Here is a 15,695-nt window from a genome sequence, read left to right as displayed (position 1 = left end):
CCGATGAGCCGGTTGGACCGGTCGGGCGGGCGGGGCGGGGCCGGCGGCGGGCTCGGACGCACCGGCGCGGCCGCCCGGTCGATCAGGGTCGGCGAGTGCTCGGGCCGGGCGAGGGTGGGCAGGATCGCGGTCGGCGGGTCGGCCGGCTGGCCGGCGCCGAAGCGGGTGGCGAGCTGCGCGGCGGTGGGCCGGTGGGCCGGGTCCACGGCCAGGCAGGCCAGGACCAGCCCGGCCAGGTCGGCGGGCAGCCCGGGGACCCGCAGCGGCGGCACCGGGGGCCGGTGGGCCTGCACGTCGAGCACGTCGTCCCAGGTCTGCACGGGCAGCGGGGCTCGGCCGGTGAGGGTGCGGTAGAGCAGCACGCCGAGCGCGTACACGTCGCTGGCCGGGTTCGCCGGGCCGGGCGTCATCCGCTCCGGGGCGAAGTAGCCCGGGGTGCCCACCAGCAGCTCGCCGGTCTGGCCGGCGAGCGGGTGGCGCGGTCCGGCGAGCGTGGCGATGCCGAAGTCGAGGACCTTGGCGCCGGTCTCGGTGAGCATGATGTTGCCGGGTTTGATGTCCCGGTGCACCACCCCGAGCCGGTGCGCGGCGGCGAGCGCGGCGGCGACCTGCCCGGCCAGCCGGATCGCCTCGGGCCAGGCGAGCGGCCCGCCGGCCAGCCGGTCGGCCAGGGTGCGCCCCTCCACCAGCTCCATCACCAGGTACGGCACCACCGAGCCGTCGGGCAGGGTCGCCTCGCCGTAGTCGTACACCTGGGTCACGTTCGGGTGGGTGAGCCGGGCGGCGGCGCGGGCCTCGCGCTGGGTGGTGGCGCGCAGCTGCGGGTCGGCGGCGAGCTGCGTGACGAGGGCCTTGACCGCCACCGGGCGGTGCAGCACCTCGTCGTCGGCGCGCCACACCTCGGACATCCCACCGAGCCCGATGCGCTCGTGCAGGACGTACCGATCGTGCAGCCGCAGCATGGGCGTGAACGGCGACATGGTGGTCAAGTTTGCCTGCCGCCCTGCCGGCCCCACCACCCCCGGTGCCCGGTTCGGTGCCGGCTGGGCGGTTCCGGGCCGAACGGGCGTCGTGCGGGTGGCCTGGGCCACCCGCGGTGGGACCGCCCCGGGAACGACGTCGACCCGGGCCGGTGGGCTCAGCCCCGGTAGAGCTCGTCGCGGATCCGGGCCAGCAGCTCGGGGGTCCGCTCCGGTGGCTCGGCCTCCACGCAGAGCCGCTCCATGGCCAGCGCGTAGTAGTCCAGGTCGTCCCGCTTGTCGAGGTAGATGGCGCTGGTCAGCTGCTCGATGTAGACGATGTCCGGCAGGTCCTGGTCGCCGAAGCGCAGGATGCTGAAGGCGCCGCTGGCGGCGGCGTGGCCGCCGGCGTCGAACGGGACGATCTGCAGCCGTACGTGCGGCGCGGCGGTGGCCTCGATCAGCGCGTCCAACTGCCGGCGCATCACCTCGGCGCCGCCGATCGGCCGGCGCAGGGCGGCCTCGTCGAGCACCGCCCAGAGCTGGGGCGGGTTGCTGCGGCGCAGCAACTCCTGGCGTTCCATCCGCAGGTTCACCCGCCGGTCGAGCTCGTCGGCCGGCGCGCCCCGGTGGCCGAGCAGGATCACCGCCCGCGCGTAGTCGGCGGTCTGCAGCAGGCCGGGGACGAACTGCACCTCGTACGTGCGGATCAGCGCGGCGGCCGCCTCCAGGCCCAGGTAGGACTGGAACCAGCCGGGCAGCACGTCACCGTACCGATGCCACCAGCCGGGGCTGTTCGCGTCCCGGGCGAGCTTGAGCAGTGCCTCGCGCTCGTCTGCGGCGGTGACGCCGTAGAGGGTGAGCAGGTCGGCGACGTCGCGCTCCTTGAAGCCGACCCGGCCCAGCTCCATCCGGCTGATCTTCGACTCGGAGGAACGGATCTCCCAGCCGGCGCTCTCCCGGGTCACCCCGGCGCCTTCCCGGAGCCGGCGCAGCTGCCCCCCGAGCAGCATGCGCAGCACCGTCGGTCCGCTGGTCGGACCTCCCTCGGTGGGCACCATCGTCACCGCTCGTCCTTCGCCTGCCGACTGACGCGACCGGACGCCCCAGCCCGGCCGACGTGTAAGCATGCCATGGACCAACAGTGAGGTGTACTCCCCCGGACGGTCGAGTCAGTCCCGTTCGCGGGGTGCCCCCTGACGGATCAGGTTGTCGAAGTCGCCGTCGCGCGCGCCGAGGACGAAGGCGGTGATCTCGTCCACTGTGTAGATCAGCGCCGGCCCCTCCGGGTGGCGGGAGTTGCGTACCGCGATCCCGGCGCCGCCGGGAAGCGCGGCCAACTCGACGCAGTTGCCGCTCGGGTTGCTCCGGCGGCTCTTCTGCCACCGCAGCGGCGGCAGGTGACTGGTGGGTACGCCGTTCTGAGGATGCTGCATGGGGCGTCTTTCTGTGCAAGAGCCAGCCGATGCCGCGGGGAGGACAGGCGATGGTGGCGACGAGCGGATCTGTCGACTGAGGACTGAGATGCACGTGCATCTGCTATTGCATCTGCACTGGACAGCGAGCATGATACACAGCATGTGGTGTACCCGGGCGTTCACTTTGGGTGACACCACAGGGGGTCGCGACCAGGGAGAACATGGTCGCCGGCGAGGCCGAGTCTGTGGTGAGGAGGGCGCGTGCCGGACCCGATGACGGTCGCTTCCGGTATCTCCGCCGCCGGCGCCCTGCTGTCCGCCTGGCAATTGCGTCGCCGGGCGCTGCGGGCCGAGGCGGAACTCGAACTGCTCCAGGCCGAGTTGGAGGCGGAGCGGCACGCCGCCAGCCACGATCCGCTCACCGGGCTGCCGAACCGTCGGGCCTTCTTCCGGCTGGCCGCGGCCCTGCTCACCGACGCGGCCGGAAAACCGCTGGTGGCGATCGTGCTGGACCTCGACGGCTTCAAACAGGTCAACGACCGCTACGGGCACGCGGCCGGCGACCAGGTGCTGGTCAGCATGGCGCAGCGGCTCTCCGCGTTCGCCGGGGACAACCTGGTGGCCCGGCTCGGCGGTGACGAGTTCGCCGGGCTGCTGGCCAGCCCCACGGTGGACCGGCGCTGGATCGAGCACGCCACCCGCCGGCTCGGTGAGGCGCTCGCCGCGCCGATCCCGCTCGGCACCCGCATGGTGCAGGTGACCGCCTCGGTGGGGCTCGCCCCGGTGTACGGCCCCACCCAGCTGACCGACGCGCTCTGCCGGGCGGACGCGGCGATGTACCGGGCGAAGAGCGTCGGCATGACCCGGGCGCCCCACCAGCTCATGGCCGAGTGCTGAGCGGGCGGCCGCTCACTCCGGCCAGCGGTCCACCTCGCGCAGTGCGCGCCGGGCGAGGGTGACCAACCCCGACGGCGAGAGCAGCCCGGCCACGATCCGCAGGGCGCGTACCCGGTCGGCCTCCGGGCGGTCCGGATCGGCGACGTCGGCGGACCAGCTCCAGATGTCGTCCAGGGCCCGCACCCCGAGGTGGTACGCCAACCGCAGCGGATCTGGCCTCACCGGGCCGTAGCCGTCCCGGAAGGCGGCCTCGTCCACCCGCCCGTCGGGCGCGAACGCCGGGCCGCCGCCGAGGACGAACATCAGGTCGCGTTCCCGGGGGGCGAGCACGGCGTCGTCCCAGTCGATCAGCCAGACCTGTCCCTCCGCGCCGAGCAGCAGGTTGCCCAGATGCGGGTCGCCGTGGCAGACCACCAGCTCGGCCGGTCGGGCCCGCAACTCCGTACCGAGCCGGTCGACCGCGGACAGCAGCCGCGCCAGGTCGGCGGCGACGCCCTGCCAGCCGGTGGCCACCTCCCGCGTCCACCGGTCGGCGCGGTCGTCCACCGCCCGCAACCGGCGGTCCGTCCCGCGTACCGCGTCGGCGACCGCGGCGTGCGTGTGGTCCTCCCGGGGCAGCCCGGCCAGCGCGTCGGTCACCGGGACCGCGTGCGCGGCGGCGAGCACCGCCCCGTACGCGCGCCAGTGGGCCGGGCGCATGCCGCCGGCCGGGGCGGGTCGGTCGGAGACCCACGGCGTCACGGTCAGCCGGCGTCCGTCGTGGACCGCGCTCAACCGGCCGTCCCGGGTGGTCAGCGACGCGGCGATCCCCGGTACGCCCGCGGCGGCGAGCCGGGCGGTCACCACCAGCCCGGCCGGGGTGCCGCCGCTGGTGAGCTTGACCGCGTACCCACCGCCGTCGGCGCTGGTGGCCCGCCACAGCCGGGCGGCCGGGTCGGCGCCCAGGTCCACCGGTACGGCGGTGACCAGGGTCAGCCCGAACGCCTCGGCGACCCGGGCGACGAGCGGCTGGTCCATGCGCCGCGGTCAGCGCCAGCCGTAGCCGGCGCGCAGCGCCTGGCCCACCCGGTCGAACCGCCGCCGGTCCAGCACCGCGCCCTCACGGCGGATGCTGTCCTCGCGCATGGTCAGCACCCGGTCGAGGCGTACCCAGCTCGGGCGCTGGTCACGGTCCCACTCCCCCGGCCCGAGGGCCAGCCAGTGCCGCTGCCCGTCCCGGTCGCTCTGGCTGGACAGCATCAGCCCGAACAGGGTCCGGCTCTGCCGGCCGACGACCAGCACCGGGCGGTCCTTGCCCTGGCGGGGGTCATCCTCGTACGGGACCCAGGTCCAGACGATCTCGCCCGGGTCGGCCTGCCCGTCCAGCTCCGGGGCGTACGCCAGCTCGCGCCGTTGCAGCGCGGTGACCTGGCGGCGCCGCGCGACCTGGGCCGGGATGGGCCCGGGGGTCCGGGCCGGCGCGGACGCCCCACCGGTGATCCGACTCAGCCGGGACGCCACGTTCCTCAACAGACCTGCCACGGCGGGCAGCCTACCGTCCGGGCGCACCCGGAGCGCACGACGGATCAACGAGCAGACCGGTAGCGTCCCGGCGCCAGGGCTCCGGCGCGCCGCCGTGGTAGACGCGGAGCGCGTCGACGATCTCCGGCGGATAACCTGGGCGGGCCTCGTCGTAATCGCCGGTCACCGCGCCGAACAGCGGCGTCATGATCGCCATCATCGCAGCGTGGGCCGGCCGCCACCGACCCCGCCGGGAGGAACCGTGCACCCCGAACTGCCCCGCGATCTGCCCGTGATCGAGCGCCGCGCGGTACGGCTGGTGGTGCTCGACGCGTCCGACCGGGTGCTGCTGTTCCACACCCGGGACCCGGACCACCCCCACCTCGGCATCTGGTGGGAGCTGCCCGGCGGCGGGCTCGACCCGGGCGAGACGTACCTGGAGGCGGCGGTCCGGGAGCTGCGCGAGGAGACCGGCATCGCCGTACGGCCGGACGCGGTGGGCGCGGCGACCTGGCGGCGTCGGGCCAGCTTCCTGCACCGGCAGCTGCGCCACCTCCAGGACGAGGTGGTCGTGCCGGTCCGGCTGCCCGGGCCGGGGCCGGACGTGGACGAGGCGTACCGGCTCGACTACGAGGTGGAGGACTACTTCGGTTTCCGCTGGTGGCCGGTCGCCGAGATCGTCGCCGACCGGCCGCGCTGCTATCCGGGCCGGCTGCCCGAGCTGCTGCCGGCGTTCCTGGCCGGCGAGGAGATCGACGAACCGTTCGAACTGTGGTCTTGACGGCCGACCAGCCGGCACAGTGGAGCGGTGAACCCACTCCACGAATCCCTCGCCCAGTACGCCGAGCGGATGCACCGGGCCGCCGGCGACGCCCACCACGTCGCCTCCCCGCTCGGTGCCTGGCTGCTCCTCGCGCTCACCGGCCCGGCCGCCACCGGCGCCGCCCGTACCGAACTGGAGGCGGCGCTCGGCACCGACGTGGACGCGGCGGCAGAGACGGCCCGGGCGCTGCTGGCCGCACCGCACCCGCTGGTGGCCTCGGCCAGCGCCGTGTGGGAGCGCCAACCCTTCGCGGGCCTCGACGGCTGGCGCGCCGGCCTGCCGGAGCGGACGCAGACCGGCCCCCTGCCCGACCCGGCGGCGCTGGACGCCTGGGCCCGCGAGCACACCGGCGGCCTGATCGACCGGTTCCCGCTCGACGTCACCCCGGAGACCCTGCTGATCCTGGCCAGCGCGCTGGCCACCAAGGTGTCCTGGGCCGACCCGTTCCAGGTGGCGCCGGCCGAGCAGCTCGGCCCGGGCAGCGCGTGGGCGGGCCGGCTGCGTCGGGTGCTGCGTACCCCGCCGTGGGGGCACCGGTGCGGGATCGCGGCCACCGCGCGGGCCGGCGACGTGGCCGTGCACGCCGCCGCGGCACGTGCCGACGGCGAGGCCGGGATGCTGGTGGTCTCGGTCGCCGCCGCGCCGGACGTGGCGGCGGGGGACGTGCTCGCCGCCGCGCAGGAGGTGGCCGCGGCGGCCGCCACCGCCGCGGAGGGCATCGGACCGCACCGGCGGTCGCTGTTCGACCTGCCGCTCGGCGAGACGCCGCTGTGGACGCTGCGCGAGGAGCCGACCCGGACCTTCGCGGCCGACGGCCGGGAGGAGCGCGCCGGCGCGGTGCTGCCCTGCTGGTCGGCGCAGAGCCGGCACGACCTGTCGGCATCCGGGTTCGGGTTCGCCGCCGCCGCGCGGGCGCTCGGTGAGCTGATCGGCGCGCCGCGGCCGCCGTACGAGGTGGCCCAGGCGGCGGTGGCCCGGTACGGGCGGTTCGGCTTCGAGGCCGCCGCGGTGACCGGGTTCGGCGTGGCCGTCGGGCTGCCCCCGGAGGGCGTCGCCCGGGTGGCGGAGCTGCGGTTCGGAAACCCGTACGCGGTGGTGGCGGTGGCGACGGACAGTTCGGGCGGGCCGTGGCACGGGGTGCCGGTCTACTCGGCGTGGGTGACCGAGCCGGCGGAACTGCCCGAGGCCGAGCTGGCCGACCCGCCCGCCGAATGGTGAGCGCGGGGGCCTCCGGCCGCGGCCCGAGGCCCCCGCGCCTGCGGTAGCGAAGGGAACTCTTCGCTACCGCAGGCGTTGATGAGGGGCCCTTCCGTACGCCTTACGCGGCGGCCCGGGCGGCGAGCCGCCGTTCCCGCTCCTGCGCGCCGATCAGGTCGTCGGGCAGGGAGTCGGCCACCTCGAGGTCGAAGCGGCGCAGCAGCCGGATCGCGAAACCGCCGAGGGTGATCAGCACGAGGACCAGCCCGAAGCAGACGTACGCGAAGCCGATGCCCCGGCCGGGGCCGGTGCCGATCAGCGCGCCCACCGAGCCGGCGAGCGCCCCGCCCGGGGCGAGCATCGGCTCGAACAGCGCGGTGGCCCCCGGGGCGAGCAGCGCGAAGCCGATGGGCAGCGTCGACCAGGCGATGGTCTGGTTGAGGCTGAACACCCGGCCGTGGAAGCGCTGCGGCACCTTGACCTGGACGATGGTCGCGTAGATCGACTGCGCGGTGGTCATCGCCATGGCCAGCCAGCACATGCCGACGCAGATCATCGCCACCGAGCCGTCCAGGCCGATCAGTACGCAGCCGATCGCGGTGCCGAGGTTGCCGATCAGGACGCCGATCATCCGCCGCTTGCGCGGGCCGCCCCACAGCGACATGAGCACGCCGCCGGCCACCGCGCCGACCGCCTCGGCGACGGCGACCTGCGCCACCTGCGTCGGAGTGCCGAAGGAGAGCACCAGCGGGGTGGTGAGCACCAGGGCCGGGGCCAGGAAGATGTTGCCCAGCGCGAAGTAGCCGAGCATCAGCCGGAAGCCGCGGTGCTGCCAGGAGAAGCGCAGGCCGTTGGCGATGGCCACCAGCAGCCGCTCCCGGGGCCGCCAGCCGAGCAGGTCGGGGAAGCGGACCACGGCCAGGGTGGTCACCGCCACCAGGTAGCTGGCCACGTCGACCAGCAGGATGCCCTTGAGGTCGATCGCGGCGAGCAGGCCGGCCGCGAAGACCGGCATGAGCAGGGTGGCGACACCGGTGCTGAGCTGGGTGATGCCCATCGCGTGCCCGAGGTAGCGTTTCGGCACCAGCTGGGGCACCGCCGACTGGAACGCGATCCGCTGGAATGACCCGGCCACGGAGCTCAGCGCGACCAGCGCGTAGATCTGCCAGAGCACGAGGCTGTCGGTCCACAGCAGCCCGGCGAGGACCAGCTGGATCGATCCGGCGACGGAGCTGGCCAGCATCATGATCCGCCGGCGGCTGACCCGGTCGACGATCGCGCCGGCCACCGGGAGCATCAGCACGCCGCAGATCAGCGCGAGTGCCCAGAGCAGGCCGAGGTCGGTCACCGAGCCGGTCCGGTTGAACAGCCAGATCGGCAGGGCGAACGCGGTCAGCGCCGAGCCGGTGCTGGAGACGAGCTGGCCGACGGTGACCGCCAGGAAGCGACCCATGCTCGGCTTGACCACGGCCTTCGCGGGCTGCTCCTCCCCGGCCCGCAGCCGGTCGAGGACCACCCAGCCGGCGTCCTCACCCCGGGCCTGCGGGCCGAGCGCCGTGACGTCCCCGGCGGTCACCGCCGGGTGCACCCGGGTGACGATCTCGGCCAGTTCCTCGGCGCGGTACTTGAGGAAGAAGTGGCCGGCCTGGTCGAGGACCACCAGCCCGAGGGTGTCGCTGAGGAACTGCCATTCGGCGTACCGCTCGCGGTAGTAGTCGGTGACCGGGTCCTCGGAGCCGACCACCGAGATGATCGGGGCGCGCAGCTTGGTCGCCCGCTCGTCGAGCAGCCGGGTGAAGTACTCCTCGGAGGCGCGGGAGTCGGCCCGCATGTTGCTGATGATCCGGTCGGCCTGCTCCGGGTCCAGCTCGTCGGTGTCCACGCCCATCGACTTGAGCCAGCTCGCGTAGTGCCGGTTGCTGCGGAGCTGCTCCAGCCGGTTGCGGGCCCGGGCGAAGAAGCCCTTGGGGCGGGCGAACGGGAACATCGCGCCGATGTAGACGGCCTCGAGGTCGCGCCCGGCCGCCTCGACCTTGCGGGCCACCTCGGCGACGATCGCGCTGCCCACGCCGCAGTGGCCGTACAGGGCGATCGGGCCCTCGACCCGCTCCAGGATCTCCTCGGCGACCCGGCTGGTCAGCTCCTCGAACGGCAGGGCGTCCTCGGCGAGGCCGACGTCGTGCCCGGGGATGGCGAGGGACCACAGGGCGTGCCCGGCGGGCAGCGTGTCGGCGAGCGGCTGGTAGACGATCGCGCTGCCGCCGCCGTACGGGACGCAGACGTACGACAGCACCCGCTGCGCGGCGGGGATCGGCTTGGTCAGCTCGTAGAGCAGCCGACGCGGACCCTCCTCGGCCGCGTCGCCGGAGATGAACGCGGCCAGCTCGCGGATGGTCCGCTGCTGGAACAGGTCCATCACGCCGACCGCCCGGCCGCCCAGCTCCGCCTTGCGGATCTTGGCGACCACCTGGGTGGCGAGCATGGAGTGCCCGCCCAGGTCGAAGAAGTCGTCGTCGATGCCGAGAGTGTCGACGCCGAGCACCTCGGACCAGATGGCGGCGAGCGCGCGTTCGGTGTCGTCGCGCGGTTCGACCAGCGCCACCGACGCCTCGCGGGTGACCACCGGCGCGGGCAGTGCCTTCCGGTCGAGCTTGCCGTTCGGGCTCAGCGGCAGCGCGTCGAGGGTGACGAACGCGGCCGGCACCATGTACTCCGGCAGGGTCTCCTTGAGCGCGGCCTTCACCGTGGCGTGCTCGGCCGGTCCGACCAGATAGGCCGTCAGCCGCTTGTCGCCGGGGCTGTCCTCGCGGACGATCACCGCGGCCTCGGTCACCCCCGGCTGCTCGCGCAGCGCGCTCTCGATCTCGCCCAGCTCGATCCGCAGGCCGCGCAGCTTGACCTGGTGGTCGATCCGGCCGAGGAACTCGATGACACCGGTCTCCCCCGACCCGGTCGGCACCCAGCGGGCCAGGTCGCCGGTGCGGTAGAGGCGGGCGCCGGGTTCGCCGGAGAACGGATCGGGAACGAACTTCTCGGCGGTCAGCGCCGGCCGGCGGTGGTAGCCGCGGGCCAGCCCGACACCGCCGATGTGCAGCTCCCCCGCGACGCCGACGGGGCACTGCGCGCCGGCCGGGTCGAGCACGTGCAGGCGCAGGTTGGCGATCGGCGCGCCGATCGGCACGCTGCTCACCTCGGCCAGCAGGGCCGGGTCGCAGGGCCAGGCGGTGACGTCGATGGCCGCCTCGGTGGGGCCGTACAGGTTGTGCAGCCCGCACCAGGGCAGCCGGGCGGTGAAGTCCGTCGCGGACGCCAGCGGCAGCTCCTCGCCCGAGCAGATGACCCGGCGCAGCGCGGTGGCCGCCTCGATCCCCTCCTCACCGAGGAACACGGTGAGCATGGACGGGACGAAGTGGGCGGTGGTGATCCGCTCGGCGACCAGCAGGTCGCGCAGGTAGCCGGCGTCCTTGTGGCCGCCGGGCTTGGCCAGCACCAGCCGGGCGCCCTCGCGCAGCGGCCAGAAGAACTCCCACACCGACACGTCGAAGCTGGCCGGGGTCTTCTGGAGCACCGCGTCGTCCGCGCCGAGGCGGTACGTCTTCTGCATCCAGTCGAGCCGGTTGACGATGCCCCGGTGGGTGTTCGGCACGCCCTTCGGCCGGCCGGTGGAGCCGGAGGTGTAGATGACGTACGCCAGGTGCTCGGGGCCGGCGGCCGGCTCCGGGTCGGTGGCCGGCTGGTCGGCCCAGATCGCGGCGTCGTCCAGGGCGAGCACCTCGGCGGCGGTCTCCGGCAGCACGTCGCGCAGGTGTTGCTGGACCAGCACCACCGGCGCGTCCGCGTCGGTGACCATGAAGGCGAGCCGGTCGGCCGGGTACTCGGGATCGAGCGGCAGGTAGGCGCCGCCGGCCTTGAGCACGCCGAGCAGGCCGGCGACCAGCTCGACCGAGCGTTCGGCGCAGACCCCGACCAGGGTCTCTGGGCCGACGCCGGCGGCGCGCAGCCGGTGGGCCATCCGGTTGGCGGCGGCGTTCAGCTCGGCGTACGTCAGGCTGCGTCCCTCGATGGTGAGCGCCACCGCGTCGGGCGTGGTCGCCGCGCGCTCCTCGATCGGGCCGTGCAGGGTCTGGGTACGCGGGAAGTCGGCGGCGGTGTCGTTCCAGGCCGCCAGCAGCGCCCGCTCCGGCGCGGGGAGCACCGCCAGCCGGGAGACCGGGGTGTCCGGCGCGGCGGCGATCGCGGCCAGCAGGGTGGTCCACCGCCGCGCCATCCGCTCGACCGTGTCCCGGGTGAACAGGTCGGTGTTGAAGACCAGCTTGCCCCAGAGCCCGTCGGCCACCTCGACCGCGTGCAACTCGAAGTCGAAGCGGGTGGCCCGCAACTCCATCGGGGTCCACTCGAAGCTGACCTCGTCGTCGCGGGAGACGCCGGTGAACCGGCCCATCTCGTAGTTCTGCAGCACGAACATGGCCTGGAACACCGGGGAGCGGCTGACGTCGCGGGGCAGCCCCAGCTCGTGGACCACCTTGGCGAACGGCACCTCGGCGTGCTCGAACCCGTCCAGCACCGAGCGGCGGGTGCGGGCCAGCAGCTCGGTGAAGGTCGGGTCGCCGGCCAGCTCGGCCCGGAGCGGCAGCATGTTGATGAACATGCCGACCACGTTCTCCAGCTCCGGCACGGACCGGCCGGCCACCGAGGCGCCGACCGCGAAGTCGTCCTGGCCGGCGTGCCGGGCGAGCAGCACCTGGTACGCGGCGAGCAGGGTCATGAACAGCGTGCCGCCGGCCGTACGGGTCAGCTCGCCGAGCCGGTCGACGACCGCCTGGTCGACGGTGAACTCGACGAAGTCGCCCCGGTAGGTCTGGGTGGCCGGGCGGGGCCGGTCCAGCGGCAGCTCCAGCGGGGTGATCCCGGCGAGCCGCTGCTTCCAGTAGTCGACGTGGGCCCGGGCCTGCGGGCCGTCCAGCTCCCTGGCCTCCCAGACCGCGAAGTCGCCGTACTGGACGGGCAGGGTGGGCGGCTCGCCGCCCCGGTAGAGGGTGATCAGATCGCGCAGTAGCACGTCCACCGACCAGCCGTCGCCGACGATGTGGTGCTTGCCGAGGAACAGCACGTGGTCCTCGCTGCCCAGGCGGATCAGCAGGGCCCGCAGCAGCGGTCCGTGCGCCAGGTCGAACGGCTCGGCGGCGGCCGCGTCGACCAGGGCCTGAGCGGCCTCCTCGTCCGGGGCGTCGACGACGGTCAGCGGCACCTCGACGGTCTCCTCCACCACCACGGTGGGGCGGCCGTCCGCGTCGGCCGGGAAGCGGGTACGCAGCGACTCGTGCCGGGCGCTCAGCGCGGCCAGGGCGGCCCGCAGCGCGGCCACGTCGAGCGGGCCGCGCACCCGCAGCGGCACCGCGATGTGGTACGCCGCCTCGCCCGGGGCGAGCTGGTCCATGAACCAGACCCGCTCCTGGGCGTAGGACAGCGGCACCTCGGCGTCGGCGGGCCGGGGTGTGATCCGGGCCGTGGGGGCGGCCTGGCGGGCCCGCAGTCGCTTGGCGATCAGCGCCTGCCGGGCCGCTTCCCGGGTCGGATCCTTCAGGTCGGTCATCAGCTCGATTCCTCTTCCGCCGCGAGCAGCGCGGCGACCTCGGTGTCGGAGAGTCCGTCGAGTTCGGCGGCGATCCGCTCCTCGATCTGGGCGGCCAGGTCCGCCACCACCGGGCTGCTGAACAGCGCCCGCATCGGCAGTTCGACGTCCACCTCGGCCCGGATCCGGGCCATCGCCCGCATGCCGCGTAGCGAGTTGCCGCCGAGGGCGAAGAAGTCGTCCAGCGCGCCGACCTTCTCCACCTGGAGGATCTCGGCGTACACCTCGGCGACCAGGGCCTCGGCCGCGGTGCGGGGCGGCAGGTAGCTGCCCTCGGCCGGGGCGGTGCTGGCCGGGGCGGGCAACGCGGCCCGGTCCAGCTTGCCGTTGGGGGTCAGCGGCAGCGCGTCGAGCCGGACCAGCGCGGCCGGCACCAGGTGCGCCGGCAGCTCGCGGGCCAGCTCGGCGCGGACCGACTCCTCGGCGGCCGGGCCGACCAGGTAGCCGACCAGGACCGGCTCGCCCGAGTCGACGCGCACCGCGGCGGCGGCCGCCCGGACGTCCGGGTGGGCCAGCAGGGCCGCCTCGATCTCGCCCAGCTCGATCCGCATGCCGCGCACCTTGACCTGCTCGTCCCGGCGGCCCAGATATTCCAGCGTGCCGTCGGCGCGCCAGCGGGCCAGGTCGCCGGTGGCGTACATCCGCTCGCCGGGCGGGCCGTACGGGCAGGGCAGGAAGCGCTCGGCGGTGAGGCCGGGCCGGCGGTGGTAGCCGCGGGCCAACTGGGCGCCGGCGACGTACAGGTCGCCGACCACGCCCGGCGGGACCGGCTGGAGGGCGGCGTCCAGCAGCAGCGCCCGCATGTTCCAGGTGGGCGCGCCGATCGGCACCGGACCGGCGACGACCGGCTCGCCGGGCGCGATCCGGGCGGCCACGCAGCCGACGGTGGCCTCGGTCGGGCCGTACTCGTTGATCACCGCGACGTCGGGGTGGGCGGCCCGCCACCCGGCGAGCTGCTCGCCGGTCAGCGCCTCGCCGCCGATCACCAGATCGGTGGTGGGCGACAGCTCGGGCTCCAGCAACGGCAGGTGGCTGGGGGTGACCTTGAGGAAGGCCGGCCGGCCGCCGACCCAGGCGCCGTCGTCGTCGAGGGCGGCCAGCCGGACCGTGCCGCCGGCGGTGAGCGGGCCGAGCAGGCCGGTGACGGTGAGGTCGAACGAGATCGGCGAGTGCAGCAGCGCCGTGCCGGTCAGGCCCGGGTAGGTGTGCCGGGCCCAGGCCAGGTAGGCGGTCGCCGCCCGGTGCTCCACCACCACGCCCTTGGGCCGGCCGGTGGAGCCGGAGGTGTAGAGCACGTACGCGGGGTGCTCCGGGCGCAGCGGCGCGCGCCGGTCGGCGTCGGTGAGGTCCACGTCGGACTGGTCGGCGCCGACCTCCCCGTCCAGCACCAGCGCCTCGCCCGGCACCAGCGCGGCAGTCTCCGGGGCGGCCACCACCAGGGTCGGCTCGGCGTCCTCCAGCAGGTACGCGATCCGATTGGCCGGGTACGCGGTGTCCACCGGGACGTACGCCGCGCCGGACTTGAGCACCGCGAGGATGGCCACCACCAGCTCGAAGGAGCGGGGCAGGGCCAGCGCCACCCGGGTCTCCGGGCCCGCACCGCGGGACACCAGCAGCCGGGCCAGCCGGTTGGCGGCGGTGTTCAGCTCGGCGTACGTCAGCGGCACGCCGTCGCAGACCAGCGCGGTGGCGTCCGGAGTGGCCGCCGCCTGCCGCTGCACCTCGTCGACCACGGTGCTCGGCGGCACCTCGTGCGCAGTGTCGTTCCAGGTCACCAGCACCCGGTTCCGGTCGGCGTCGGCGAGCAGCGGCAGCGCGCCGACCGGTCGGTCCGGGTCGGCGACCACGGCGTCGAGCAGCCGGACGTACCGGTCGACGATCGCCTCGGCGGTGGACCGGTCGAACAGCCCGGTCCGGTAGACCAGCCGGCTCTCCTCGGTGGTGATGTCGAAGGCCAGGTCGTCCTTGGTCGTGCCCAGCTCGACCGGGTCCAGGCCGGAATCGGGGATGAAGTTCAGCGCGGTCTGGAAGATCGGCTGCACCGACGGGTCCCGCTGCGGGTCGACCGCCTCGACGATCTCCTGGAACGGGGTCTGCCCGTGTTCCATCGCGTTGAGCAGGCCGTCCCGGACCCGGTCGAGCAGTTCCCGGAAGGTCGGGTCACCGGAGACGTCGCAGCGCAGCGCGACCGGGTTGACGAACATCCCGATCAGCGAGGCCAGCTCCTGGCTTTCCCGGCCCGCGGTGGACACCCCGACCACCACGTCGGTGTCGCCGGAGATCCGGGACAGCAGCGCCGCGAAGCCGGCCAGCAGCACCATGTACGGCGTGGCCGAGGCCCCGGCCGCCAGGCCGCCGACCCGGTCGAGCAGCCCGGCCGGCAGGTCGAAGCGCACCTCGTCGCCGGCGAAGTCGAGCTGGGCCGGGCGGGGCCGGTCCAGCGGCAGGCCGGTCACCGGCGGCGCGCCGGTCAGGTGGTCCACCCAGAAGGCGAGCTGGCGGTCCAGCTCCACGCCGGTGAGCTGGCCGCGCTGCCAGACCGCGAAGTCGGCGTACTGGATGGGCAGCTCGGGCACGGCGGCGGGGGCGCCGGTCAGCGCGGCTTCGCTGAACGCGGCGACCTCCTGGATGAACAGCACCGCCGAGTGGCTGTCGAAGACGGCGTGGTGCACCACGAACAGCAGCGCCACCAGGCCATCCGGATTCCGGACCAGCCGGGCCCGCCACAGCGGCGGCTCGTCCAGCGGGATCGGGGTACGGGCCAGTTCCGCGCGGAACTCGGCCAGCCGTTCGAGGTAGTCGGCCCGGGGCAGCCCGCTCAGGTCGTCGGCGGGCAGCGGGACGGGCACGTGGGCCTGCACCACCTGCACCAGCGCGCCGTCGTCGACCCGTAGGTGGGTACGGAGCGACTCGTGCCGGGCCACCACCTGGTTGACGATGTCGGTGGCGGCGTCCACGTCGATCCCGGCCGGGAACAGCCACGGACTGGACACGTTGAACACCGGCGACCCGGGGTCGAGCTGGTTGGCCATCCACACCCGCTCCTGGGCGAAGGAGGCCGGGAAGGTCCACTCCTGACTCATGAGTTCGCCTCACGGACCGAGCGGGGACGCATGTCCGTCCAGACGGTGTCGACGTGGGCCAGGCACTCCTCCCGGCTGCCGGCGAACCCGGCGTCGTGCCAGCCCGCCGGGAGGTCCCGGTCGGCCGACCAGATCGAGTACTGCTCCTCGTCGTTGCGCACGACCAGGAATCGGGGTTCGGCCATC

The 15,695-nt window shown here is 74.4% G+C and carries 12 protein-coding genes; 3 read left to right on the top strand and 9 right to left on the bottom strand.

The genetic code is table 11. The features are described 5' to 3' along the window. The 3 genes from ONA70_RS14300 to ONA70_RS14290 all read right to left on the bottom strand — a co-directional run. Positions 1 to 980 (bottom strand): serine/threonine-protein kinase (locus ONA70_RS14300; protein WP_265006901.1); only part of this gene is annotated, 980 nt, incomplete at its 3' end. Between the two features lie 158 nt (positions 981 to 1,138). Further along, positions 1,139 to 1,972 carry a helix-turn-helix domain-containing protein gene (locus tag ONA70_RS14295; RefSeq protein ID WP_406601193.1) on the bottom strand — a complete coding sequence of 278 codons (834 nt, stop codon included), beginning with the start codon at positions 1,970 to 1,972 and terminating at the stop codon, positions 1,139 to 1,141. Between the two features lie 159 nt (positions 1,973 to 2,131). Next, positions 2,132 to 2,395 (bottom strand): DUF397 domain-containing protein, encoded by a 264-nt coding sequence (locus ONA70_RS14290; protein ID WP_265006899.1) that lies wholly within the window; start codon positions 2,393 to 2,395, stop codon positions 2,132 to 2,134. Positions 2,396 to 2,638: 243 nt separating this feature from the next. Between ONA70_RS14290 and ONA70_RS14285 the strand changes: the two genes are divergently transcribed. Further along, positions 2,639 to 3,274, top strand: a complete 636-nt coding sequence (locus ONA70_RS14285; RefSeq protein ID WP_265006898.1) for a GGDEF domain-containing protein — start codon at positions 2,639 to 2,641, stop codon at positions 3,272 to 3,274. Between the two features lie 12 nt (positions 3,275 to 3,286). Here the strand turns inward: ONA70_RS14285 and ONA70_RS14280 are convergent, their stop codons facing one another. The 3 genes from ONA70_RS14280 to ONA70_RS14270 are packed head-to-tail and all read right to left on the bottom strand — an operon-like array spanning position 3,287 to position 4,991. Beyond that, complete coding sequence (locus ONA70_RS14280) at positions 3,287 to 4,291, bottom strand: phosphotransferase (protein ID WP_265006897.1); 1,005 nt, start codon at positions 4,289 to 4,291, stop codon at positions 3,287 to 3,289. 9 nt (positions 4,292 to 4,300) lie between these two features. Then, a complete protein-coding gene (locus ONA70_RS14275) occupies positions 4,301 to 4,795 on the bottom strand; it encodes a type II toxin-antitoxin system PemK/MazF family toxin (protein ID WP_265006896.1) in 495 nt (164 codons plus the stop codon). A 10-nt stretch (positions 4,796 to 4,805) separates the two neighbouring features. Then, complete coding sequence (locus ONA70_RS14270; protein WP_265006895.1) at positions 4,806 to 4,991, bottom strand: hypothetical protein; 186 nt, start codon at positions 4,989 to 4,991, stop codon at positions 4,806 to 4,808. A 45-nt stretch (positions 4,992 to 5,036) separates the two neighbouring features. On the opposite strand from ONA70_RS14270, the gene ONA70_RS14265 reads away from it, so the two are divergent. Beyond that, positions 5,037 to 5,555, top strand: a complete 519-nt coding sequence (locus tag ONA70_RS14265) for an NUDIX hydrolase (protein WP_265006894.1) — start codon at positions 5,037 to 5,039, stop codon at positions 5,553 to 5,555. Between the two features lie 27 nt (positions 5,556 to 5,582). After that, positions 5,583 to 6,815: a serpin family protein gene (locus ONA70_RS14260; RefSeq protein WP_265006893.1), complete on the top strand. Its 1,233-nt coding sequence runs from the start codon at positions 5,583 to 5,585 to the stop codon at positions 6,813 to 6,815. A gap of 100 nt (positions 6,816 to 6,915) precedes the next feature. On the opposite strand, the gene ONA70_RS14255 is transcribed toward ONA70_RS14260, so the two are convergent. Genes ONA70_RS14255 through ONA70_RS14245 form a run of 3 tightly spaced genes read right to left on the bottom strand, consistent with a single transcriptional unit; the run spans position 6,916 to position 15,694 of the window. After that, complete coding sequence (locus ONA70_RS14255) at positions 6,916 to 12,387, bottom strand: non-ribosomal peptide synthetase/MFS transporter (RefSeq protein ID WP_265006892.1); 5,472 nt, start codon at positions 12,385 to 12,387, stop codon at positions 6,916 to 6,918. After that, complete coding sequence (locus tag ONA70_RS14250) at positions 12,387 to 15,509, bottom strand: non-ribosomal peptide synthetase (protein ID WP_265006891.1); 3,123 nt, start codon at positions 15,507 to 15,509, stop codon at positions 12,387 to 12,389. The genes ONA70_RS14255 and ONA70_RS14250 overlap by 1 nt, the downstream gene beginning before the upstream one ends. Next, complete coding sequence (locus ONA70_RS14245; RefSeq protein ID WP_265006890.1) at positions 15,506 to 15,694, bottom strand: MbtH family protein; 189 nt, start codon at positions 15,692 to 15,694, stop codon at positions 15,506 to 15,508. Before ONA70_RS14245 ends, ONA70_RS14250 begins: the two co-directional genes overlap by 4 nt. Between the last annotated feature and the right edge of the window lies 1 nt (position 15,695).

The organism is Micromonospora yasonensis, from assembly GCF_026013475.1.
GTDB classification, from domain to species: Bacteria; Actinomycetota; Actinomycetes; order Mycobacteriales; family Micromonosporaceae; genus Micromonospora; species Micromonospora yasonensis.
The sequence above is the reverse complement of the archived record's forward strand: the minus strand, read 5'-3'. Positions and strand labels throughout refer to the sequence as shown.

What these genes read in the sequence shown, in the direction of transcription:
- ONA70_RS14245 (WP_265006890.1), bottom strand. Translation starts at nt 15,694, where the DNA reads ATGGCCGAACCCCGATTCCTGGTCGTGCGCAACGACGAGGAGCAGTAC.
- ONA70_RS14255 (WP_265006892.1), bottom strand. Translation starts at nt 12,387, where the DNA reads ATGACCGACCTGAAGGATCCGACCCGGGAAGCGGCCCGGCAGGCGCTG.
- ONA70_RS14290 (WP_265006899.1), bottom strand. Translation starts at nt 2,395, where the DNA reads ATGCAGCATCCTCAGAACGGCGTACCCACCAGTCACCTGCCGCCGCTG.
- ONA70_RS14280 (WP_265006897.1), bottom strand. Translation starts at nt 4,291, where the DNA reads ATGGACCAGCCGCTCGTCGCCCGGGTCGCCGAGGCGTTCGGGCTGACC.
- ONA70_RS14295 (WP_406601193.1), bottom strand. Translation starts at nt 1,972, where the DNA reads ATGCTGCTCGGGGGGCAGCTGCGCCGGCTCCGGGAAGGCGCCGGGGTG.
- ONA70_RS14270 (WP_265006895.1), bottom strand. Translation starts at nt 4,991, where the DNA reads ATGGCGATCATGACGCCGCTGTTCGGCGCGGTGACCGGCGATTACGAC.
- ONA70_RS14250 (WP_265006891.1), bottom strand. Translation starts at nt 15,509, where the DNA reads ATGAGTCAGGAGTGGACCTTCCCGGCCTCCTTCGCCCAGGAGCGGGTG.